The organism is Paenibacillus sp. J31R122 (genome assembly GCF_056269185.1).
In genome coordinates, this window is record NZ_JBWDNM010000005.1 from 81124 (window position 1) to 103928 (window position 22805).

21 protein-coding genes and 2 pseudogenes are annotated in these 22805 nt (G+C 43.3%); 17 read left to right on the plus strand and 6 right to left on the minus strand.

Annotated features, from left to right (window positions below):
- The first annotated feature begins 346 nt into the window (after nucleotides 1–346).
- The 6 genes from AC0YN7_RS10115 (at nucleotide 347) to AC0YN7_RS10140 (ending at nucleotide 6399) form a co-directional block, all read left to right on the plus strand.
- Nucleotides 347–1459 (plus strand): ABC transporter substrate-binding protein, encoded by a 1113-nt coding sequence (locus tag AC0YN7_RS10115; RefSeq protein ID WP_475809862.1) that lies wholly within the window; start codon nucleotides 347–349, stop codon nucleotides 1457–1459.
- A 12-nt stretch (nucleotides 1460–1471) separates the two neighbouring features.
- Nucleotides 1472–2485, plus strand: coding sequence for a FecCD family ABC transporter permease (locus AC0YN7_RS10120; RefSeq protein WP_475809863.1), 1014 nt, complete (start codon nucleotides 1472–1474; stop codon nucleotides 2483–2485).
- A complete protein-coding gene (locus tag AC0YN7_RS10125; RefSeq protein WP_475809864.1) occupies nucleotides 2478–3269 on the plus strand; it encodes an ABC transporter ATP-binding protein in 792 nt (263 codons plus the stop codon). The genes AC0YN7_RS10120 and AC0YN7_RS10125 overlap by 8 nt, the downstream gene beginning before the upstream one ends.
- Before the next feature lie 9 nt (nucleotides 3270–3278).
- Entirely contained in the window at nucleotides 3279–3983 is a 705-nt protein-coding gene (locus tag AC0YN7_RS10130) for a hypothetical protein (protein ID WP_475809865.1), read from the plus strand.
- Nucleotides 3984–4001: 18 nt separating this feature from the next.
- Complete coding sequence (locus AC0YN7_RS10135) at nucleotides 4002–5309, plus strand: hypothetical protein (protein ID WP_475809866.1); 1308 nt, start codon at nucleotides 4002–4004, stop codon at nucleotides 5307–5309.
- A 157-nt stretch (nucleotides 5310–5466) separates the two neighbouring features.
- Nucleotides 5467–6399 carry a DMT family transporter gene (locus tag AC0YN7_RS10140; RefSeq protein WP_475809867.1) on the plus strand — a complete coding sequence of 311 codons (933 nt, stop codon included), beginning with the start codon at nucleotides 5467–5469 and terminating at the stop codon, nucleotides 6397–6399.
- 172 nt (nucleotides 6400–6571) lie between these two features.
- Here AC0YN7_RS10140 and AC0YN7_RS10145 read toward each other — a convergent pair whose 3' ends face one another.
- From AC0YN7_RS10145 to AC0YN7_RS10170, 6 genes and pseudogenes are all read right to left on the minus strand, one after another.
- Nucleotides 6572–7975, minus strand: a complete 1404-nt coding sequence (locus AC0YN7_RS10145; RefSeq protein ID WP_475809868.1) for a HAMP domain-containing sensor histidine kinase — start codon at nucleotides 7973–7975, stop codon at nucleotides 6572–6574.
- On the minus strand, nucleotides 7972–8325 hold the full coding sequence (locus tag AC0YN7_RS10150) for a winged helix-turn-helix domain-containing protein (protein WP_475810124.1): 354 nt from the start codon (nucleotides 8323–8325) through the stop codon (nucleotides 7972–7974). The genes AC0YN7_RS10145 and AC0YN7_RS10150 overlap by 4 nt, the downstream gene beginning before the upstream one ends.
- Nucleotides 8298–8406: pseudogene (locus tag AC0YN7_RS10155) on the minus strand (DNA-binding response regulator); the annotation flags it as partial. The pseudogene AC0YN7_RS10155 and the gene AC0YN7_RS10150, both read right to left, overlap by 28 nt.
- Nucleotides 8380–8607: pseudogene (locus AC0YN7_RS10160) on the minus strand (response regulator); the annotation flags it as partial. The pseudogenes AC0YN7_RS10160 and AC0YN7_RS10155, both read right to left, overlap by 27 nt.
- A gap of 304 nt (nucleotides 8608–8911) precedes the next feature.
- Nucleotides 8912–10039 (minus strand): carboxynorspermidine decarboxylase, encoded by a 1128-nt coding sequence (nspC, locus tag AC0YN7_RS10165; protein WP_475809869.1) that lies wholly within the window; start codon nucleotides 10037–10039, stop codon nucleotides 8912–8914.
- A gap of 1 nt (nucleotide 10040) precedes the next feature.
- Nucleotides 10041–11279, minus strand: coding sequence for a saccharopine dehydrogenase family protein (locus AC0YN7_RS10170; protein WP_475809870.1), 1239 nt, complete (start codon nucleotides 11277–11279; stop codon nucleotides 10041–10043).
- 554 nt (nucleotides 11280–11833) lie between these two features.
- Here AC0YN7_RS10170 and AC0YN7_RS10175 point away from each other — a divergent pair.
- The 11 genes from AC0YN7_RS10175 to AC0YN7_RS10225 all read left to right on the plus strand — a co-directional run bounded on the left by AC0YN7_RS10175 (nucleotide 11834) and on the right by AC0YN7_RS10225 (nucleotide 22593).
- Entirely contained in the window at nucleotides 11834–12436 is a 603-nt protein-coding gene (locus AC0YN7_RS10175; RefSeq protein ID WP_475809871.1) for a class I SAM-dependent methyltransferase, read from the plus strand.
- 271 nt (nucleotides 12437–12707) lie between these two features.
- Nucleotides 12708–13100, plus strand: coding sequence for a hypothetical protein (locus AC0YN7_RS10180; protein WP_475809872.1), 393 nt, complete (start codon nucleotides 12708–12710; stop codon nucleotides 13098–13100).
- A complete protein-coding gene (locus AC0YN7_RS10185; protein WP_475809873.1) occupies nucleotides 13100–13306 on the plus strand; it encodes a hypothetical protein in 207 nt (68 codons plus the stop codon). Before AC0YN7_RS10180 ends, AC0YN7_RS10185 begins: the two co-directional genes overlap by 1 nt.
- 230 nt (nucleotides 13307–13536) lie before the next feature.
- Nucleotides 13537–14775, plus strand: coding sequence for an S-layer homology domain-containing protein (locus AC0YN7_RS10190; RefSeq protein ID WP_475809874.1), 1239 nt, complete (start codon nucleotides 13537–13539; stop codon nucleotides 14773–14775).
- 148 nt (nucleotides 14776–14923) lie between these two features.
- On the plus strand, nucleotides 14924–15223 hold the full coding sequence (locus AC0YN7_RS10195; protein WP_475809875.1) for a polysaccharide deacetylase family protein: 300 nt from the start codon (nucleotides 14924–14926) through the stop codon (nucleotides 15221–15223).
- Nucleotides 15224–15288: 65 nt separating this feature from the next.
- Nucleotides 15289–15627: an MFS transporter gene (locus AC0YN7_RS10200; RefSeq protein ID WP_475810125.1), complete on the plus strand. Its 339-nt coding sequence runs from the start codon at nucleotides 15289–15291 to the stop codon at nucleotides 15625–15627.
- Nucleotides 15628–16093: 466 nt separating this feature from the next.
- Entirely contained in the window at nucleotides 16094–17830 is a 1737-nt protein-coding gene (locus AC0YN7_RS10205) for a sensor histidine kinase (RefSeq protein WP_475809876.1), read from the plus strand.
- 2 nt (nucleotides 17831–17832) lie between these two features.
- Nucleotides 17833–18876 carry a response regulator transcription factor gene (locus tag AC0YN7_RS10210; RefSeq protein ID WP_475809877.1) on the plus strand — a complete coding sequence of 348 codons (1044 nt, stop codon included), beginning with the start codon at nucleotides 17833–17835 and terminating at the stop codon, nucleotides 18874–18876.
- Between the two features lie 193 nt (nucleotides 18877–19069).
- Entirely contained in the window at nucleotides 19070–20719 is a 1650-nt protein-coding gene (locus AC0YN7_RS10215; RefSeq protein ID WP_475809878.1) for an extracellular solute-binding protein, read from the plus strand.
- A 78-nt stretch (nucleotides 20720–20797) separates the two neighbouring features.
- Nucleotides 20798–21688: an ABC transporter permease gene (locus AC0YN7_RS10220; RefSeq protein WP_475809879.1), complete on the plus strand. Its 891-nt coding sequence runs from the start codon at nucleotides 20798–20800 to the stop codon at nucleotides 21686–21688.
- A 14-nt stretch (nucleotides 21689–21702) separates the two neighbouring features.
- Nucleotides 21703–22593, plus strand: coding sequence for a carbohydrate ABC transporter permease (locus AC0YN7_RS10225; protein WP_475809880.1), 891 nt, complete (start codon nucleotides 21703–21705; stop codon nucleotides 22591–22593).
- Nucleotides 22594–22805 lie beyond the last annotated feature (212 nt).

The following is a 22805-nucleotide window of genomic DNA, read 5'->3' on the forward strand; positions in this document are numbered from 1 at the left end:
TGAACCGTATCACAAATGACGCAAACTAAAACAGGGAAGAGCCCAATAAACAGGGGTTCTTCCCTGTTTTAGTTTGCCCAATTTACAAATTGTTGATTTATAAACTTTATTTAGAAAAAGAAGTTACAATTGATATTGACAATCATTATCAATAAATGCTACTATGTTTCCTAGGTTAAACAGGAATGAGAATGTTATAAGTACAAGCCCCTGATCCCGATGTTCAATTGAACGGTCCTCTGGACGAATAGCCGAAGAGGTTTCGATAAACAGTTTCAGTCGACCTGAGCTAAAGAGCATTTCTACACCATGTATCAGAGGTACAACATACAAAGGGGAAAAAAATATGAAAAAATTATTATTGACTAGTTTAATAGGTACTGTGGTATTAACTTCTGTAGGTTGCCAAAGCACGGATAACAGCCCTAAGAATAACGGAAGTACAAACGAGAGCAGTGCACCGGTAAAGATCGTTGACGGTAGAGGCAAAGAGGTTGTTCTTGAGAATGGATATGCAAAATCATTCGTGCTGTTTCCAGCCGAGGGATCTGAAATGCTTTCTATTACACAATCCGCTGAACCATACTTAGGCATGGTAAAAGCTGATCAAGATAATAATATTGCAGGCGGTGTCGTTGCAAAAAAATATCCAGAAATTCTAGATGTGAACTCTGACATCATGCAGGGTGACTGGTCAAAGCCAAATGTTGAAAGTATTTTAAAGTTAGCCCCTGATGTTGTTTATCAATGGAATTTTGGAGAAGAAGGAATTAAACCCCTAGAAGATGCTGGCATTGATGTTGTAGCTGTAAACTGGGGTAAATATGCTGACGATATTGAAAGATATACATTGTACGGTAAAGCTCTAGGAAAACAGGATCGTGTAGATGAGGTTTTTGCACACCATGAGAAATCTAAACAAGCCGTTCTTAAAGTAACCGAAAGCCTAACAGAAGATGAGCGACAAAATCATGTTTTTATAGGCAATGTGGCTGGAAATAAAATCACTGCATGGGGAACAGAACTCCCTCACACTGCTGTCCATAAGGTAGAAAACCTCACCTATACAGTTGGTAAATTTGATACACCAGATGCTGAGATCAATGTAGAAACCTTGCTACAATGGGATCCTGATATGATCGTTATTGGCGATTTCCTAAAAGATATAACTCCCGAATATTTCTTTAACCATCCTGTCCTTAAAAACCTGACAGCTGTAAAAGAAAAACGAGTGTACAAAGCCCCAGCAGCATCTCAACTCGACAATCCAGGAATTACCTGGTATTTCTATGCTTTCTTAGCGACTCCGGAGAAGTTCAAGGATTTTAGTATGCGCGAACAGGTCCGTGAAGATTATAAACTGTTATACAATATCGATGTAACCGATGAAGATATTGATCAAATTCTAAATGTTGAAGAGAACAAAAATAGCAAATACTTCGAAATGTTTATGCAATAAGGAGAGGTTTTGATGGTAGCAGCTAGACACAGGCGTCTAAGGAACTTTTACGTATTATCCTCTCTTTCCTTGTTTATTTTAATGGTGGCGGCGATTTGTATCGGAAACTACACAATCGCCCCGCTAGATGTTTTCCGTTCAATCATTAACCCAAATTCATTTTCAGACCCGAATCTTTCAGTAGTCGTACACGATATTAGAATACCCCGCGTACTATTAGCGGTGGTTGTAGGAGCTGGCATTGCTGTTTCTGGGGCTGCTTTGCAGGCTACTTTTGGTAATCCTCTCGTAAGTGAGCATATTTTGGGCGTATCCTCAGGAGCCAGCTTTGGTGCAGCTCTTGGCATAATAACAATTGGAACAACGCTTGGCACGCAGTTTTTGGCCGTACTCTTTGCATTTGCAGGGATGTACCTCACCTATAGCATCGCAAAAAGACGTGGGCGTCTCACTGTGCTTATGCTCGTTCTTTCGGGAATTATTACTAGCGCATTATTCAACTCTGGCGTCTCCATACTACAGTATTTGGCCGATTCCAAAAATGAACTTCCTGCTATAACCTTTTGGCTTATGGGCTCACTTGCTGGACCTTCGAAGGAAACCATTATTAGAACAATGCCCAGTATTTTGATTTCTTTAATTGTCCTCTATAAATACAGATGGCAACTAAATCTTCTTTCTCTAGATGAGGAGGAAGCGACTTCGCTGGGCATAAATGTGAAAAAAGCACGTATTATTATTATTTTTTTCACAACAGTCATTGTTGCAGCGATTGTATCTATTGCTGGTGTTATTAGTTTTGTTGGGCTAATTGTACCGCATTTTACCCGGATGATCGTCGGAACAGACAATAAGCATTTAGTGCCAGCAGCTATGATTATGGGCGCTATATTTATGCTAATTACAGATACACTCGCAAGATCCCTAACAGCAGCGGAAATTCCATTATCTATTATAAGCTCGCTTCTTGGTGTGCCATTCTTTATCTATCTTCTTAGAAAAACAGGAGGAGTATGGGATGATTAGAGTGGAGAACCTTAATTTTCAATATCCCAATTCGGATAGACAGATATTTAAAGATTTATCCTTTCAAGTAAATAAGGGTGAAACATTAGCCATATTAGGGCCAAACGGGATTGGAAAGACAACATTTTTAAAGTGTTTATTAGGTTTTTTAGAATATAAATCAGGGAATATTCTCATCAATGACGAATCCGTTAAACAAATGCCTGCTAATAAATATTGGAAACTTGTCGCCTATGTTCCACAATCCAAAAGAATGGCGTTTGGATTTACGGGGCTTGAAATGACCGTTATGGGCTTATCTCCTCATGTAAAAATGGGCAGGCTTCCTAAAAAAGAGGATTACGAGAAAGCCTATGAGCAATTAAGAAAGCTAGGTATTGAATATCTAAGTGAAAGAAATTGCAACAAAATGAGCGGCGGCGAGCTGCAAATGGTTTTAATTGCACGAGCTCTGATCAAAAATCCAAAAATACTTATCATGGACGAGCCTGAATCTCATCTTGATTTGAAAAATCAACTAAAGGTATTGAATGTTGTCGAAGAGTTAAATGCACAAGGGGAATATTCGATTATTATTAACACTCATTTCCCTCAGCATGCCTTTCGTATAGCACAGTCAACGTTGCTCCTAGGAAAAGATAAGTTTATTTTCGATAAAACTGAAAATGTCGTTAACACTACGAATCTACGAAATTATTTTGGAATTAATTCTGAAATACTATCGTTTGAGCAAGCAGAGAAATCCTATTCAACCATTTTACCAATCGATCTACATCAATATTAAGAGGTAAATATGAAAAAAATCGCTTATGAAAAAAAGATCAATCCGTTTAAAGTGGCTTATTTGCAAACGACATCGTTTGACTCTGAGAATAAGCCTTCATATTTAGCGCAAACCTTTGAGGGCACAGGCGGACGAATCGAATACTATGGCGTTCGTCCTATTCCGGATGAGGTTTGGGACTGTGATATCGTCTATTACCCTGGTCTTGGTGACAATATCTATATGCAGCGATACTCGGATCGAATGATGGAATATGTTAAGAATGGTGGACAGCTCATATTAAATATAGAAGTAGCTTTATGCTGGCTGCCATTTTTAAAGCCATTCCAAACGGTGCCGCCAACTCCCTATACGAATCTCAAGGTAAGAGTAGAAAATGATCCATTTGAATTTTTTAAAAATATGCCCGATGACTTTGATGCGTGGGACGGCATAATAGGGCAGTATGCAAGAGGATTTACGCAATTACCTGAAAATGCTATAGGCCTCACATTCATAGGGGACAAAAATGGAAAATATGCATCAGATTATATATGGCAGTATCCTACATTAGATGGAAGTGGCGGAAAGGTATTCGTGCATAACGGTGATAATATGGTGCGATATCCTGATCACGGTGAGCATAAAGAATGCCTTGTTCGTGATATTTGTGTAGGTCTTATGAAATATCGCAGAGCAGTTGTGCCTTTTGCTGGGGTGCAAGTTAACGAATGAAATTATTAGGAGGCTAAGGTGAAGAAAATCGCTTATGTTACAACAGGAACAAGCGCCCAGTTAATAAGCTATTGGGATTTTGCTCATCACATGGATCAATTCATATATGCGGAGGACCTGCCTAACTTTAACTTGGAGGAGTTTGGTGCAGTCATTATTTCTTGTCATAGCCACAGTGACCGCATTCTGCTTCATAAAAAACAGCTTAATGATTATGTTAGAAATGGCGGATTTCTACTCATTTTTGCACTTGATAAAGCTGATCAGCTATTAGACGTTGTAGATATAGAGTGGGTTGAGTGTAACACTAAGGATTGGCTATGGTGGACGAAACCAGAACGTAAAATAGAACTATATGTTCCCGATCATGGAAACCACTCCTTTTTTGAATATGTGAAGCCTGAGCATTTATATTGGCACTGGCATGGTGCATACAAAGGAAATCATAACGGGACTACATTGCTTGCGATAGAAGATACTCATGAGTCTGTTGTCATTGATTTTAAGGATTTAGAAGGCGGGGGTAGAGTTTTTATCACAACACTTGACCCTCATAGTCATAACGGTCAACGATTTATGCCAACAACAACTAAATTTCTTCATGGGTTTTATCCATGGCTTAATAACGAGCTTGGAGTTGATCGAAATCAGATACAACCGTTTAAAATGGCTTATTTACAAACAACAGCGATAGATTCTGTGGACACTCCCCCGCATTTATCGAAGACGTTTGAAGGTACAAGCGGACAAATCGAATACTATGGTATTCATCCTATTCCAGATGAGGTTTGGGACTGTGATATCATCTATATCCCTGGGCATTGCGACCAAATATATATGCAACAATATTCGGATCGAATAATGGATTATGTTAAAAATGGCGGACAAGTCATATTAAATATAGAGGTTGCTGTGAGCGTGCTTCCATTTTTAAAACCTTCCCAATTGGTACCGCCTGTTCCCTATACGAATCTCAAGGTAAGAGTAGAGAAGGATCCGTTTGAATTTTTTAAGAATATGCCGGAAGACTTTGATGGCTGGGAAGGGATACTTGGAACGTATGCAAGAGGATTTACTCCATTGCCTGAACATGCTTTAGGTCTTACATCCATAGGGGCTGAACACGCAAAATATTCGGCCGATTATATATGGCAGTATCCTTCAATAGATGGAAGTGGCGGGAAAGTCCTCGTGCATACCGGTGGCGATTTGATACGATATCCTGATCACGGCGAGCATAAAGAACGCCTTGTTCGTGATATTTGTATCGGTCTTATGAAATACCACAGAGCCGTTGTGCCTTTTGCCGGGGTACAAGCACCGTAGTAATATGTTCGCAGAAATATGTCCTTATGTCCCAGCGACGATCGCTTCCCTGAATTTAACAGGGGATCGGTCGTTTGTCTTTTTATTGAAAAGAGTTATATTCTTGTACTATAAGCAATCATGAATACGATTAATAATCATCGAGGTGTCTGTCGGAATGACTTCAGAGAAATTGTTCAAGCATCCTTTGGGTGTTATGTTTACTGCAACATTAGCGTCACTGCTGTGGGGGAGCGCTTTTCCGTTTATTAAACTTAGCTATGACGAATTGGCGATTGGCAAAGAAGATTGGCCTGAGCAGCTTTTGTTTGCAGGCTACCGCTTCGTCCTTGCCGCGCTGCTCATCCTTTTGTTCATGAAATTAATCCGCAGGAAGGCTGGGTATCAGCGAGGGACGTTGCTCAAGGTCAGCAAAATCGGGCTTTTTCAAACCTTTCTTCAGTATGCCCTTTTTTATTACGGCTTGAGTATGATCACAGGTATCCAAGGTTCGATTATCGCGGGGACGACCTCGTTTTTTCAGATATTGATTGCCCATTTTATGTATAGGAACGACCGTTTTAATTTGAGAAAAATCATTGGTATAGCACTAGGTTTTGGGGGAATAATTTTGGCTAACATGACCAAAGGAGAGATGTCCCTTCATATGGGCGTTGGGGAGATCTGCTTGCTGCTTGGCATGTTTTTCGGTGCGTTTGGTAATGTTCTTTCCAAAAATGAAGCGAAGGAGCTGGATGTCCTATACATGACGGGCTGGCAGATGCTGCTTGGCGGAAGTGCATTGTTAGCTGTCGGTGCGTCGTTTGCAGGGCCTTTTCCGTTTGCGTTCACTTGGAATACGATGCTGATGTTGTTCTATTTGGCGTTTCTGTCTGCCACAGGCTTTGTGCTTTGGAATAATATTATGAAATACAACAAGGTCGGAAGTGTCTCGATGTATTTGTTCTTGACGCCGGTTTTCGGTGTGGTGTTGTCAGCGTTGATGTTAGATGAGGTTGTGCATCTAATAGTACTTGCGGCGCTGGGTTTGGTTGGTTCAGGCATTGTGATCGTCAACCGACAGAAAAGGGACGCTCCACATTCATCCTAACTTCTGTCTAACACGATAGAACATTGATACAGGCTAGCCCAGTATGTCAACTTAATGACATACTGGGCTAGTCTTTTGTTACTCTGAAACATTCAGTAGCGTTTGGGCCCATACGGGTGGGCTATTATGGCACATTAGTTGGACGAGGAAAGAGTTAGCGCTACTGTTCGCGCTAATGGCTTGGCAGCTGGATCTCGAATACTGTCCTTTCAAAAGGGACACTCGTCAAGGTAATTGATCCATCATGGAGAGCAATGATTTCTTGGACAATGGATAGTCCAATGCCGAGCCCTTCGCCTTTTCGGCTGCTATCGACACGGTAGAACCGTTTAAATACATGTTCTTGATCTTGTAAAGGAATGCCGGGACCTTTATCAATAACCGTTATGAATAGGGATTTATCCTTTTCCATAAGTCCGATCTCAAGATAATGGCCTTCAGATCCGTAACGGATCGCGTTGTCCAACAGGTTACGCAGCGCGCGTTCGATTAAGGAGGCATCAATCCAGCCCTTGATATCCTCTTCAGGGATATTTACATCAACAGTGAAGTTTTGCCCCTCAAGAAACATTAGGTAATCCGCAGCCATTTTTCGCATCATTTCAGATACATTATGCAATTCAACGTGGAGCTCTAAATTTCCCTCGTCCTGCCGAGTAATATCTAACAATTGATCTAATAGCTTATCGATATAACGAGAGCGCTGCAGCAAAACTTTGGCACTCGCTTGCAGCTCTTTCTCATCTTTATACAATCCAGCGCGAATCGTTTCTGCGTAGCCTAAAATCATTGTTAGTGGGGTGCGCAGATCATGGGAGAGATTAGATAGCAACAGATTTCGTCTGGTGTCAAACTGCTTGATTTGTTCGCTTTGATTTTGAATACGGTGAGCCATGGCGTTATAATGCGAAGTAAGCTGGCCGATCTCATCCTTTTTGGTATCCTCTAGTACTGTGATTTTACTTTGGAGATTAAGCTGCCCTATGGCATGATTGAGCTTATTAATGCGTTTGTTCATGGAAGAGAAAAACCATAGAGATAGTAGGTAAGGAATTAAGAACGCAACAATTAACGGTAACATAAAAAGAGACATCACTTTAAAGGTGCGCATGAAGAAATAAATTTGCCCTTGTTTCATAGCGTCACTGGACAAACCCATCAGTAGATAATAGGGTTGATCCTCTTGGCTAACGGAGAAAGTAAGCGTTACTGGCTCATCGACCCCCCATAGATTGTGAGGCATGTAAAGCATACGATCTGCAAGTCGCCCAAAATCATAGCTATTCTTTTCCCCGAGGGTATCATAAATGGTTGATCCATCTGCTGTAAGCCATTCAAAACGAATATTAGGATGGTTTTTATGAGCATCGTCCAGTATTGGCGTTATGTCTGCGGCATGAAAAGCCTGTTGCTTTACAATCTTATCAAGGACTTCTTGTGAGATAGCGTTCAGGCTGTTCAGATCATAACCCTGATCTCCTATCTTACCCATAACGACACTAAGCGGAATAAATAGAACAATACTGATGATTGCACTAATGAGCATAAGCAGCCAAAGCTTTGTTCGAATTTTCATTGTCCATCTCCTGAGAATTTGTAACCGATTCCACGTATGGTGTGAAAGTAATGAGGCGAGCCCTCCGTAGGTTCAAGAATACTTCGCAGTTTGCTCATATACACACTTAAATTGTTATCATCAAAGTTTTCATGATTCCACACCTGCTTGTAAATTTCTCTTTTGGTTAAAACACGGTCTGGATTTTGCATAAACAATTCTAAAAGTCTGCATTCTACAGGGGTTACAGGAAATGACTTTCCATCATTTTTTAAAACATAATTGTCGATATCCAGCACAAATTTGTTTAAACGAACAACCTTAGCATGATATGTAGAATGAGGGCGATGTCTTCTTAATTGTGCTTGCACACGAGCAACCAATTCCACTGGACTAAAAGGCTTAGTGACGTAATCATCTGCACCTAATCCAAGTGTTAAAATTTTATCCTGCACTCCCCGTCTTGCGCTAAGGGCAATAACTAATGGTCCAGCATTTGCTTCTTGTAAATAATGCAGTACTTCAAATCCGTTGCCATCCTCCATCATGAGATCCAGTATCAATAATTCTACAGTATATTCCTGCAAGTATTGAATAGCTTGTCGTCCTGAACAGGCTTCTATGACTTGGAACTCAGCTTGTTCTAAGTGCATTCGAATTAACTGACGAATTTCGGGTTCATTATCTATAATTAAAATTTTATTGATGATTAATCATTCCTCCTTCATAAGTGACATGAAGACAATCATGATCACGTTCAAATCATAACAATAATAAATAGAGAAATACATATGTAATGCTATTCATTAAGAATCCATTAAGAAAAAGGCAGAAGTCTAAACACTAGCTGGAACAATTCGGGGTTCGTTTTTTGAAATTTAGGGGGAATATTAAAGTAATCAAAGAAAGCCTTAACCCTTCATGTGAAGCAGAGTTGAGGCTTTCTTTGGTTATTCATTAAGCTAGTCTCATCTTAAAATCCTGATAGCCGAACTCACGAACGACGCGGCAATTTCCGTCTTTCTCCTGCACGGCGATGGCCGGCAGCGGCATACCGTTGAAGGTGTTGGTTTTGACCATGGAGTAGATCGCCATATCTCCAAACACTAATTTGTCACCGTTCTCTAAGGGCTTATCGAAGGAATAATCTCCGATAACATCGCCCGTAAGGCAGGTTGGGCCGCCAAGCCTATAGGTGAATGGCTTCTCGTCGGCTTCGCCTGAACCGTATAGCGGCGGACGATATGGCATTTCCAGAACATCCGGCATATGACATGTAGCCGAGGTGTCCACGATAGCAATCTCGATGCCGTTCCTAACGATATCCAGTACGGAGGTGACCATATAGCCCGCATTGAGCGCGATGGCTTCTCCGGGTTCAAGGTAAACCTCCAAGTCATATTTATCCTGCATTCGCCTAATGCAAGCTTCCAGTCTCGGAATATCATAATCTTCTCTCGTGATGTGGTGACCACCGCCAAAATTGATCCATTCCATTTGCGGCAGCCAAGGCCCGAACTTTTCTTCCACTGCATTCAGCGTTGTCTCCAAAGCGTCCGAGTTCTGCTGGCAAAGGGTATGGAAGTGAAGCCCCGATACGCCTTCAAGCAGCTCCGGGCGGAAGTCCTCACGCTTTACGCCGAATCTTGAACCCGGCGAACAGGGATCATACATTTCATGTCCCTCTTGCGTTGAGCATTCCGGATTGATGCGAAGGCCCACTTTCCTGCCGGCTGCAAGAGCTTTCGATTTATACTTTTCCAGCTGGGAGAAGGAATTGAAGATAATATGGTCGCATAAGGATACAATTTCGTCGATTTCATCTTCACGATAGGCAGGGGCAAAGACGTGATTTTCTTTGCCCATTTCTTCGTGAGCCAGTCGCGCTTCGAATATACCGCTCGCGGTAGTGCCGCTTAAGTATTTCCCGATGAGGGGATACATAGCGGTCATGGAAAAAGCTTTTTGCGCCAGCACGATCTTGGCTCCCGTGCGCTGCATAACGCCGCTCAGAATATTCAGGTTTTTTTCAATAAGTGCTTCATCAACTACGAAACAGGGTGTCGGCAACTCCTCGAACTTCATACTATCGAACGAGCTCCGGCTTTTTAGCTTCCTCAGGCAATGCGTCAACAAGCACCGGATTAAAGTCTTCTACCCATGGGAGGCCCCACTTGTTCAGCTCTTCCATGAACGGATCTGGATCGAACTCTTCGACATTGAATACGCCCGGTTTATTCCATTTTCCAGTCATGACCATCGCCGCGCCGATCATGGCAGGAACGCCAGTTGTATAGGAGATGGCCTGCGAGCCCACTTCCTTATAGCACTCTTGGTGGTCGCAAATATTGTAGACATAGTAAGTCTTGTCTTGGCCGTCTTTTTTCCCTTTGAAAATGCAGCCGATATTCGTCTTGCCCACCGTACGTGGTCCAAGGGAAGCTGGGTCCGGGAGTACGGCCTTTAGGAATTGAAGCGGAATGATTTGTTTTCCTTCGTATTCGATTGGTTCAATGGAAGTCATTCCTACGTTTTCAAGCGCCTTTAAGTGCATGAGATAGCTTGGGCCGAAAGTCATGAAGAAACGGATGCGTTTCAGTCCAGGCATGTTCTGCGCAAGGGATTCGAGCTCTTCATGGTAAAGCAGATACATATCCTTTTCGCCGACTTCAGCGAAGTTATAACTGCGTTTGATTTCCATCGGTTTCGTTTCGATCCATTCCCCGTTTTCCCAGTAGCGTCCGTTAGCGGATACTTCACGTATGTTGATTTCCGGGTTGAAGTTAGTTGCGAATGGATAGCCGTGATCCCCACCGTTGCAATCCAGAATGTCGATATATTCGATTTCGTCAAAATAGTGTTTCAGCGCATAAGCAGAGAATACGCCGGTTACGCCCGGGTCGAAGCCGCTGCCCAAAAGAGCTGTGATCCCGGCCTTTTCAAAGCGTTCGCGGTAATCCCACTGCCATTTGTATTCGAATTTCGCCGTATCTTCCGGCTCATAGTTTGCCGTATCCATATAGTTCGTTTTGGTGGCTAGGCAAGCATCCATGATCGTTAAATCCTGGTAAGGCAGAGCCAGGTTCATGACGATATCTGGTTTGACTTCATTAATCAGAGCGATCAGCTCATCTACGTTGTCCGCATCGACCTGTGCAGTCGTAATTTTGGTTTTACCGCCGTCCAATTTTGCTTTCAGATCATCGCATTTGGATTTCGTGCGGCTGGCGATGCAGATTTCCTCGAAAACCTCGCTGTTTTGAACGCATTTATGAATGGCTACTGATGCTACGCCTCCGGCGCCAATGACTAGTGCTTTTCCCATATGTCGATCTCCTATCCCGAGTAAATTTTTTTGAAAAAATGTAAAAACGGCAACAAAAAAAGCAAGCGAAACACGCACCATGCGCATCAAACTTGCTCTGATATAATCAAATAATAAGACGGCCCGATTAGTATGACTGGACAAACCTCTTGCGTGCTTGTCATACAGCCATAAACTCATAGTTTCATGGAAAGGCCTTTCATATTCAAATATATCATGTTAGGATCAGAGTCTATATAGCAAATAATTACTTTTACCACTCTTATTGACCGTTTCACAAGTTGTGTGCATAGGCACAGGTTGTAAAGTAACCAACTTATAAAAGTTGAGCTTCTAACTCAATCAATAAGGCAACTAAAGTTGCCAATCGGCATTTGACCTGGCTGTCCGTATGGCCTTAACTTCTTGATGGAAGTGGTCAAAGATTATCTGCTTGGAAAGATCCTAGATATTTCAAATATTAGCTTTCCAAAAATCATACTTCTTCATAGTAGCAGGATAGGGATTATTGATCAAGAAAAATCTTTTTATTAAGGCAGATTGGAGTGGTAATAATGGGAAATACCGATAAGTTTGAAATGATAGCTAGTACATATGACAATACTGAAAGAATTCACACTGCAAAGGTAGCATCTGATGCCATTCGTGAATATTTGGTTGATGCTAACCGTAAGCATGCCATTGATTTTGGGTGTGGGACGGGCCTTGTCGGAATGAACTTGTTAAATGATTTTAATTCCATGCTTTTTCTAGATACGTCACAAAACATGATTAATCAAATCAATCAAAAGATTTCTGATTTTAATATTCAGAATGTAGATACATTATGCTTTGACTTTGAAAAGGAAGGCTTATCGGATTTACATGCTGACTATATTTTTATGGTTCAGGTTCTACTCCATATTCATGATGTTGAATTTGTTTTATCAAGATTATTCGATGTTCTAAATGAAGGAGGACATTTACTGATCGTAGATTTTAATAAAAATGAAAAAGTAGTTTCCGATATCGTTCATAACGGATTTAATCAAGATGAGCTAACTGACATGATGACTAAGATAGGGTACAGGAATATTCAATCCAAAACTTTCTATAATGGGAGTAAAATATTTATGGGACTGGATGCATCTATGTTTATTCTTGATTCTCAAAAGTAAACGTGTAGGTGGAAATTATCCAGTTTGATATTAAGCAGACAAGTTCTCTCTTAGGAGGGAGCTTGTCTGCTTTTTCTTGTCTGTGAGGAGAATAAAAGTATACCTGATTTTGACTATTTTGCTACGTTCGGATAATAGGATGCGTGAAAGCAACATAGTATTGTTAATGAAACAAAACCAAAGTAATACAGAAAGGAGAAAATAGGGGAATGAAATATCCGGCAGCGTATCGGCCCACGGAATAACGGCGAGTGAGAAGAAAAAAGATGGATTGACTGTATTGGTGAATGGAGTTGAAGTGAAGTCCACAGCGAATCATATAAAAGGTGGTAAAACGTATGTGTCCGTTCAAGCTTTCACGGAGTTGTTCGATCGTACATATACCTTGAGCGATGAGAACAAAGAAGTGGTTTTTAACGGAAAAACGATTTCGGATATACGCATGAACCAAGATGAACCGACGGCTTGGGTCAGGGATCTGGCCGATGCGGTCCACGCTCAGCAAGTAAGCTGGGACGGTAAACAGGAAGTGTATGTGCTGGTGCTTCCCGAAGGAACGGTCAAAATATCGGAGAGCGTACCTGCCATGGGCGAACATTGGTCGAATCCACAAGCAGGAGACCTCCCAACTGGACCGATCTACGGCGTATCGATGGAAAACTAGTGTTCCTTGAATATATGATTGCTCAGGAGGATTTTATTAAAGGAGTTAACCATATCAACGTGGCTGGTATGAAGGGGGTCCCTTCTCCCGCTGTCGTGCAAATGGATGTTGAGTTCCAAAAGGTGGGGCACGAAGGTTTCGAAGTTCCGCACTACGACATTCATGCATACTTTATTACTGATGAAGAGCAGCAGATGATCAAATAAGAAGTTATAAACGGGGCCAGCCCATTAAGTTACCAGGGGCTGACCCCGTTTTGTTGTCTGATCGGCCTGACTCACCGCTCCCCGGCGTAATGGTTGCTAGTTATAATCTAGGACAAACGAAATGTCATTAAGAATTCATTAAGATTGTAAGAGTAAATAAATGATATGATAGTAAACAAATGTGTTAAATTACCAAAAAATAAAATAAGAAGGCAGGTAGAGTAACGATCATGAAGAAAAAGTCTCTTATTAGGACTATCGCATTAGCTATTAGTTTGACTACTGCCGTACCGGTTGGCGGCAGCATGGTTTTAGCGGAGCCAGCGGACGTTGTCAGCAATCATAAGGATGATTTGGATGCAGCGACGAAGGCCAAGCTCGATGCATTGATCTCAGCAGGAATCTTCGATGGTGAAACCGATAACAGTTTCCAAGTGCAAGAAGAGATGAATCGCGCCCAATTCGCGAAGGTAGCAGCGCTAATTTTTGGCCTAAAAGTTGACAAGGATCTCAAGAAATCATCCTTCACAGACGTTAAGTCCGATTTTGCCGGAATCGGTGATTTGCTGCCTTATATCGAAGCGCTAAAGGCTGCAGGAATAGCGGAAGGCTATGGTGATGGTACATATAACCCAGCGGGCAAAGTGACCAAAGAGCAAATAGCCACAATTCTAGTTAAAGGATTAGGCAAGGTTGAGGAAGCAAAGGCAGCCTCAGGCCCAGCTGTTGGCGATCCGACCGTTTCCAATTGGGCTCAAGAATACGTAGCGTTTGCACTCAAGAATAATTTACTAAGTAGCGCAACAGGAGGCACGTTCGGCGGAAATAGGCCAGCAGATAGAGATGAGCTAGTTTTTGGATCCTTCCAATCCGCTAAAAAGGTCGAAGAGACCAAGCCTGTGCATCCGTCAGGAGCATACTTTGAAACAGGAGACATTTTGCATCTGAAGTTTACGGCTATGATTGATCCAAAGTCCATCGATCTGTCTAAGATTAAAATCAACGGTGTGCCGCTTGATCCGAAGCTAGACAGCTTCGAGCTGTCCGAGGACAAGAAGTCAATTATTATCAGACTGCATAACGCTTTACCATTCGATCCGGACAAGATGCCGTTGATCGATATAACCGACCACCTGTCGACACTATTTGGCAACTCGGTGAAAAATGATGGGGATAAACCGATCCCGGTTACAGCGGACGAATCTCTAGTCACCAAACCTGAGCCAACTACACCGCCGACACCGACACCGACGCCGACACCAACACCAACACCAACACCAACACCAACACCAACACCAACACCAACACCAACACCAACACCAACACCAACGCCGACACCGACACCGACACCGACACCGACACCGACACCGAGCCCGGACCAGAATCCGAATCCGGACCAAAGCCCGAACCCGGATCAGAGCCCGAATCCGGACCAGAACCCGAACCCGGATCAGAACGCTGCTATCTAATCTGATGATTGATGTTGTAAATGGAAGGGTTACTCTCAAGGCAGTTGATTATATGTGACGGCGAAAAACAATGTATGGGGAAGTACAGTGAGTATTAGTGTGCATATGGCGGTCGAAATAGTTGTAATAACTAGAAGCAGTTCTGTCGATGACAGGCTGCTTTTTTTATACTTCAAATATCATTTATCAAATCATCGGAAAGAAGCCGCGCTTATTTCGTCCCCCCTACGGTAAGATCAATAAGCAAGTAATGAAACAATGCAAGGACCTTGGCTACAGAGTCATTCTATGGGATGTAGATAGCCGCGACTGGACAGGCATTTCGGGCCCGCAAGTCGCTGCTAATATACTCTCAGGAGTAAAAAAAGGGTCTAAATTACTGAAAAGCTCAAAAATATTGTATGTAACGAAGGAGTATAAACAGACCGCGGAGGAAACATCGAAGTAACGACATGACAACAAGGATCAGGCAGCAGAGTGTTTAATTGATGGCGGGCAGACTTCTGACTGAGCATATGGAGGTCTTGCTCTTGTCGCTGGGGAAAAATAAAACCTTGGTTACTGGTCGGCACGCTAATGATGCCGCTGATCACCGTTCTATTGTTCACGAACACAGGATTTACTGGACCCAAGCTGTTAGTTTACGTAACGATCGAGTACGTGATGTGGGGCTTATTCAGTACTATATTCGGTACGGCTTTGGGTTCAGTGTTCCCGACTTTAACGCGCAATGTAGAAGAAAGGCGCAAACTTTCCATCATTCCAGCGATCGGCGGAGTGCTGGGTGATTTTACGACTGTTGGTGCTGTATTGCCGCTGATCGCTATCATTGCTGCCACCAGAAGGTATTGATCGTCGGGTTGACGCTCGCTTTCATCGGATTCGCGCCCAATGTTGTTCAACCCCAACATACGCTGGACGGTATCGTGTTCCTGATGACGTGCATTCCGCTGATCGTGATCACGATAGCCGTTATCGTGTTTACATTGTTCTATAAGCTGAACGACTAATTTGATGATCTGTATGCGATAATCGAAATAAAAAGGTGACCTCTAGCTATAGAGTTCACCTTTTTATTTCTCTATATAGATGATAAGTTGAACCGTATCATAAGTAGCCCATAAACTTAACCATCTGGTATATTGCCTCCATAATAAAAGTGCGTTAAACTGACCAGTAAAAGTATGGGATGATTATTCATTCTGTTATCTACTCGAGATACATAATTATTCTGGAGCACAATCTATAAAACAAATACAAATGAAAATCCACGATCTGCCTATATAATAGATATTTACAAAACATGGGGGGTGAACCGGTGAAGCGCACAAAATGCCTTCGTAAGCTCAAACAGCTCGCATGGCCGTATTCCTTGAAATACCGTTTGGTAATTATCCTCATTATGACAGCGCTTACCCCACTAGTGTTAATTGGAAGTATATCTTATGTTTCAATGCAATCGATCCTGAACAACAAAGCGGAAACTGGAGTTAGAGGGCATTTGCATCAGGTCAGGTTGTCTCTTGAAAATGCGTTGTCTCAACTGAACCACGTATCGCAGCAGCTCGCATTTGACGGCAGAGTCGGCAAAAATTTAGAGCAGTATTTATTAGCGGATGCTTACCAGAAAAAATCACTTTCCGATGAATTGGTCAAGGAGCTTAGTTTGATCAATTTTACCAATCCGACGCTGGGACTAACTTTTTACTACATCGAGGGGACAGGTCAGACGATGTTCGAAAATTATCGTGTTCAAAAAGAGTTTCGTACGGACGGTCTGCAGATGTTAACACAAGCAAACAAAATTGTTTATTACGGTCCGCATAAATCGTTCAACGAGTGGGATGGCACCAGGGTGCTGTCTGCAGTGCGGAAGGTTGAGCTGCCGGAGCGGGATGATGTGTATCTGTATATCGAAACGAACTTCAAACTGGCGGATTCCATTCTGAACAACGATATATCTAATTCGAGTATCTCGCATCTTATCGTCAACAGTCATGGCCAAGTTACATTCAGTGAAGAACCTAATGTGTTTCCGATGGGCAGCGTTTTCCCCGTGATCGATGCAAACGTCAAGCTGTACAATAACTATTATGTGTTCGAGGAAGCAAGCAATCAGGGATGGAAGGTCGTCAGCGTTATTCCACAATATAAATACAAATACGAAGTCAACCGCTGGATCAAGGAGTTCACAATTTTTACAGCTCTTTCCCTTGCTGCGGGATGGTTTTTCGCTTGGGTCATTTGGCGGACGTTGTACCGGCCTCTTCGCAATTTAAGCCAGGATATACGAGATGTGAAAAATAACAAGCTGCAAGCTCCACGTAGAAGGGCGGACAATCTCGAATTCGATCTGATACATGGAGAATTCGACCATATGAGGCAGCGGATCAGCGAGTTGATCGACGAAGTCGGACAGAAGGAGAAGCGACGTGCTGAAATTGAGATTGAAAAGCTGCTGAACCAGATCAATCCGCATTTTCTGTACAATACGCTCGATACGGTTCGCTGGATCGCGAGAACCGAAGGGCACACTGAGATTGACCGGCTTATATCGTCTCTGAACAAGCTGCTACATTATAATCTTGCGAAAAGTGTCAAAGCAACAATAAGAGATGAGCTGGAGGCACTTAAACAGTATGTGATGCTGCAAGGGATTCGATATCAGTTCGAATTTGACATCCGTATTCGAGCCGATGAAGAGGTGCTTGATCTATCGGTTCCGAAGTTTATTTTGCAACCGCTTGTCGAAAATGCGATCTACCATGGGATAGAGGACGATAGCGGTAAGATTGAGGTTGTCTTGATGAAGGGGCAGGATGGTCACTTGATCATCCAAGTAAAAGACAGTGGAAGCGGTATGACGCAAGAGGAGATCGCACAGCTAACGAGGGACGAGCCAGCAAAGGCAGGGCTTGGCATCGGACTGAATTATGTGATCAGGATGCTGCAGTTTCATTTTGGAGTGACAGCCGGGCTGGATATTGTAAGTGAACGAGGGCAAGGAACAATAGTAACGTTGAGTCTGCCTCTGACATCGATGGAAGGAGAATGAACATGTATAATGTGCTCGTAGTAGACGACGATCACGTGGTGCGTAAAGGATTCATCGGGGCGTTGCCTTGGGAAAAGTATGGCTTTCGGGTAGCTGGAGAAGCGAATACCGGGAAAAAAGCACTTGTCTTTCTTCAGGAGCAGCCGGTCGATCTGTTGATTACCGATCTGGCGATGCCGCTTATGTCAGGAATTGAACTGATGAAGCAAGTAAGTGAGTATTATCCGAAGACGGCGATGGTCGTATTGACCTTCCATCAAGATTTCGAGTTGATTCAAGAGGCGCTTCGTCTCGGTGCGCTGGACTATATCGTCAAGGTCGAACTCGAAGAAGATCGGATGGGTGAAATGCTTGAGCGGATTGCGATACGGATGAAGGAACGCAATCGGGTACCGGATAAACAAGGGCTTGATAAGCTTACTGCGATGTGGTCGGAGATTGATTGCATAACTGACGAGGGACGGTTTGATTGGCTATGTACAGAGACAAACAATCTTGGGCTTGGCGCAGATGTACTTCACCGGATGTTCTCAACGGCTGTGGATTATTGGCAGATCGTGCAGCCCGAGGCGCTTTCGAAATTTATAGCATCGCTAGCATCGATCCCGGAAAATTGGGAAGAGTCTGTTCGTAGTCTACGAGTGGCTGTGCGACAATCGGCGCCGCAGTTGCCTTACTCTGAGGAAGTGAAAAGCTGCGTATGGCGGGCCATCGCTCAAATCCGGCGTGATTTCCAACTCGAGCTGCACCTTCCTGATATCGCACGGGAAGTTGGCATGAGTCGTAGTTATTTTAGCCGTTGCTTTAAGGATATTGCAGGGTGTACGTTTAATGACTTTGTTCGAAAGTTAAGAATTGAACATGCAAAGGGATTGCTGAAGAAAACAAACAAATCTATCGCCTGGATCGCCGCCCAATCAGGATATCCGAACGAAAAATATTTTTGCAAGGTATTCCGTGAGACGACAGGAATTCAGCCGAGCGAGTTTCGCAAAAAACTGGAACATGACGGGGTAAAGAGTACATCGAATACTAAAATTAAATAAAAATGAAGAATCCAGTATGAAGTCACAAATCGTCTTCTACGGGTACAATTATATCTAATCTTGAAAGTAGTTAGATCTATTTTCAAGACTATTGTGTAAGAAAGCGGATACAAACCCTGACCTTCTCCCTTTCAATTTCAAATAATATAGAAGTGTAACAACCATAATATATCGACAAAGCGAGGGGTAAGGTATGAAAAAAAGCATCTTTCTTGCGGGGGTATTAGCACTGTCGTTAATAATACCGGCTTGTAGTACGAGCCAAACAAATGACAGCAATAATCCTTCTGAAACGACAGCTGCGGATAAGGGGCAGACCGTGGATAAAAACGTCGATCCATTCCGGCTACCTGAAACGACTGAGGTGTCCATCATCGCTTCGGTCAGTCCCGATTTGAAGTTGCCAAGTGGCGACACGGTTGAGAACAATTTGTTCTCCCGGTATTGGCAGGAGCAGACGAACGTGAAATTCAAGATATTGTGGTACGCTTCAGGCCAGGATTATTCACAAAAATACCAACTGGCCATCGCCAGTAACGATCTCCCCGACTCGTTGATCGTAGATGAAAAAACTTTTCGTTCATTGGTGGAAGGCGATCAGCTTGAGGATTTGTCGAGTGCGTATGAACAATACGCTTCCCCTCAACTCAAAGAATACTACAATTCGACTGACGGCAAGGCGCTTGAGAAGGCGACAATCGGCGGCAAGCTGATGGCTCTGCCTAATATCGTGCCAAAAGCAGATGCTTATTCGCTCGCTTGGGTACGTCAAGATTGGTTGGATAAGCTTGGCTTACAGCCGCCGAAGACAGTTGACGATCTTGCGACGATTGCGAAGGCGTTTATTGAGAAAGATCCTGATGGAAACAACAAGGCCGATACGATCGGAATAACGGGCAACGGCACAGCGCTCTCTAATGGAACCTATGCTTATGGCCATGATTTCAAAGGGATATTTAACTCTTTCGGCGCTCATCCCGCTATATGGCATAAAGACGGCTCCGGCAATGTCGTTTATGGTTCTACCACTGCTGAAACGAAGCAGGCGCTGGCCAAAATCCGCGAATGGTACGAGGCGGGGCTCATCGATAAGGAATTCGCACTGCGCAAAAACCCCGACGAGCTTGTTGTAAGCGGCAGAGCCGGTATTTTCTTTGGACCGTGGTGGTCTCCTTGGTCCCCGCTGGGAGATGCGATAAAAACGAATCCGAATGCGGTTTGGATGCCATATATGTTGACTGATTCGCAAGGGAATTATAATGCAACGGTTATTCCCATCAGCAGCAGTTTCAATGTTGTCAAGAAAGGATTCAAGCATCCGGAGGCAATTGTCGTCAACTTGAATTTCAATACGCGCTTCTTACGGACACCTAGTGAGGAAGACAAGAAACTCGATCAGACGTATGTCGGAATGATCCCGCTGAACAGTGCGATAGACTATTCGGATACCGTTTCTCGAAAACACAGTTCTCTTAAACAAGCGGTAGAAAGCAAAGACACGAGTGGACTTTCGCCTGAGATGCTGGGCCACTATGAACGATGGCAGCGCGATCTGCAGAACCACGGGGCGAACCCGGGCGACTGGTCAGCGCCTTATGCGTACTTGTTCGGTGCGGGGGCGTTGACGGGAAAAACAATCAACGAAGTATCGCCGATTTTCACCTCCACGACCAAGACGATGGAAAAACGTTGGGCCAACCTGCAAAAGCTTGAAACGGAAACGTTTTACAAAATCGTGCTCGGCGATCTACCTCTTGACGCATTCGACAAGTTCGTCACGGACTGGAACGGGCAGGGCGGAGATGAAATTGCGAAGGAAATCGAAGCAGAGCTTCAAAAATAACATATAACACAATCGAATGGCGTTACACTCAGACGCGACTGTAACGCCATTTTCAATTTAATAGAAGGCGGGGACTTCATGAAATACAAATCATTTCAGAAGCATTATCATGTCATGCTGTTGCCCGGCGTCGTGCTGCTTGTCATCTTCAGTATCATCCCGATGTTCGGCGTTCTCATGGCATTTCAGGATTTTAAAATTGGTCTTGGCATCACTCGCTCGCCGTGGGCAGGGTTCGAAAACTTTCAATATCTGTTCGAGTTGCCGGATAGCAAGCGAGTATTTTTCAACACAATCTTCCTTGCTGGCTGCAAAATCGTAGCCAATCTTGTTGTCCCGCTCACTTTTGCATTGATGCTGAATGAACTGCGCCAGCGGTTGCTTAAAAGATGGATACAAACTGTCGTTTATTTGCCCCATTTTTTGTCTTGGGTCATCTTGGCTGGTATTGTTGTTGACCTACTCATGCTCGAAGGAATAATAAATAGAGCGATTACGGCGTTCGGTTTCGAACCAATCATGTTTCTTTCGGATAACGGCTGGTTTCCATTCGTGGTCATTTTAAGCGATGTTTGGAAAGAGTTTGGGTTTAGTGCAATCATCTATTTGGCGGCACTCGCAGGCATCAGCCCTGTATTGTATGAAGCAGCTGCGATCGACGGCGCTTCCAAAATGCAGCAGCTTCGTTTTATTACGCTGCCGTCGATATCGCCGACGATCATCCTGTTGGCGACACTGAGCATCGGCAATATACTGAACGCCAACTTCGATCAGATTTTAAACTTGTACAATCCGCTAGTGTACGAGTCAGGAGACATTATCGATACGTACGTGTACCGAACGGGTATTTTGCAGGCACAATACGGACTCGCTACGGCGGTTGGATTGATGAAGTCGGTCATAGGTTTCGTTCTGATTATCGCCTCATATGGGCTTGCCAGTAAGTTCGCAAATTATAGAATATTCTGACAACGGGTGATTATATGATACAATCTTCTACTTGGGGAACAAGGCTTTGGGAAGTCGCACTTGTATTTATACTTATTGTCATCTCATTGACAACGTTGGCCCCCATATGGCACACCGTCGCCATTTCATTCAGCGATAAAGCATCGGCTGCTGGAGGGTTTGTGACATTTTGGCCGGTCGATTTCAATTTGTATTCTTACAAAAAAATACTAGAAGAGCCGGCATTTATTGGTGCCTTCCTTACATCAGTAAAGCGTGTATTGCTTGGTGGAGGAATAAATTTTCTATTAACCATTCTGATGGCCTATCCTCTGTCGCGTGAACTGAAGGAATTTCGCCTTCGAAACGCATATATGTGGCTTCTCGTCTTTACGATGCTGTTTAGTGGCGGCATCATCCCACTCTACATCATGATCAAGGAACTTAGCTTGTTCAATTCGATTTGGGCGCTCGTGCTTCCGGGAGCCGTTCCGGTATTCAACATCATTCTTCTGATGAACTTCTTTCGAAGTATTCCCAAAGAATTGAACGAAGCCGGTTACATGGATGGGGCGGGGCCTTGGTACATGCTGTTCCGTGTGTTCCTACCGCTATCTCTGCCTGCGCTCGCAACCGTTACACTATTCAGCTTCGTTGGCCATTGGAATGCCTTCTTCGACGGAATGATCTTCATGAGAAGCACTGATCGGTATCCTCTGCAGACATACATTCAGCAGTTGGTCGTGCAATTGAACGTAGACCAGCTAGCGAACGATCCGAATAAGCTGGATATGTTGGCCAAAATGTCCAATAAAACGCTTAATGCAGCCAAAATCGTCGTCTCAATGGTACCAATCCTGCTTGTGTATCCGTTCTTGCAGAAATACTTCATACATGGAATTATGCTTGGTTCTGTTAAGGAATAGATATTACTATGCTGCGGAAGAATCTCGGTTGACCAAGCAGGTTATTGATATGCAGGACTACAGTCAGCGGATGGAAGAGCAGCTTCATGTTTGATGGGGGAGCAGCTCTTAGGAGTAAAAGTGATTCTAGTGATAAAAGTGGCTGAACAGGGAAAACTTCTGTTCAACCACTTTTCTTTTTAGGTCTATAACATACCTGTCAATTCGTTTTG

Coding starts and splice junctions, on each gene's coding strand:
- AC0YN7_RS10125 (WP_475809864.1), top strand. CDS start 2,478: ATGATTAGAGTGGAGAACCTTAATTTTCAATATCCCAATTCGGATAGA.
- AC0YN7_RS10145 (WP_475809868.1), bottom strand. CDS start 7,975: ATGAAAATTCGAACAAAGCTTTGGCTGCTTATGCTCATTAGTGCAATC.
- AC0YN7_RS10140 (WP_475809867.1), top strand. CDS start 5,467: ATGACTTCAGAGAAATTGTTCAAGCATCCTTTGGGTGTTATGTTTACT.
- AC0YN7_RS10175 (WP_475809871.1), top strand. CDS start 11,834: ATGGGAAATACCGATAAGTTTGAAATGATAGCTAGTACATATGACAAT.
- AC0YN7_RS10170 (WP_475809870.1), bottom strand. CDS start 11,279: ATGGGAAAAGCACTAGTCATTGGCGCCGGAGGCGTAGCATCAGTAGCC.
- AC0YN7_RS10115 (WP_475809862.1), top strand. CDS start 347: ATGAAAAAATTATTATTGACTAGTTTAATAGGTACTGTGGTATTAACT.
- AC0YN7_RS10130 (WP_475809865.1), top strand. CDS start 3,279: ATGAAAAAAATCGCTTATGAAAAAAAGATCAATCCGTTTAAAGTGGCT.
- AC0YN7_RS10215 (WP_475809878.1), top strand. CDS start 19,070: ATGAAAAAAAGCATCTTTCTTGCGGGGGTATTAGCACTGTCGTTAATA.
- AC0YN7_RS10220 (WP_475809879.1), top strand. CDS start 20,798: ATGAAATACAAATCATTTCAGAAGCATTATCATGTCATGCTGTTGCCC.
- AC0YN7_RS10120 (WP_475809863.1), top strand. CDS start 1,472: ATGGTAGCAGCTAGACACAGGCGTCTAAGGAACTTTTACGTATTATCC.
- AC0YN7_RS10210 (WP_475809877.1), top strand. CDS start 17,833: ATGTATAATGTGCTCGTAGTAGACGACGATCACGTGGTGCGTAAAGGA.
- AC0YN7_RS10195 (WP_475809875.1), top strand. CDS start 14,924: ATGACAGGCTGCTTTTTTTATACTTCAAATATCATTTATCAAATCATC.
- AC0YN7_RS10225 (WP_475809880.1), top strand. CDS start 21,703: ATGATACAATCTTCTACTTGGGGAACAAGGCTTTGGGAAGTCGCACTT.
- nspC (WP_475809869.1), bottom strand. CDS start 10,039: ATGAAGTTCGAGGAGTTGCCGACACCCTGTTTCGTAGTTGATGAAGCA.
- AC0YN7_RS10190 (WP_475809874.1), top strand. CDS start 13,537: ATGAAGAAAAAGTCTCTTATTAGGACTATCGCATTAGCTATTAGTTTG.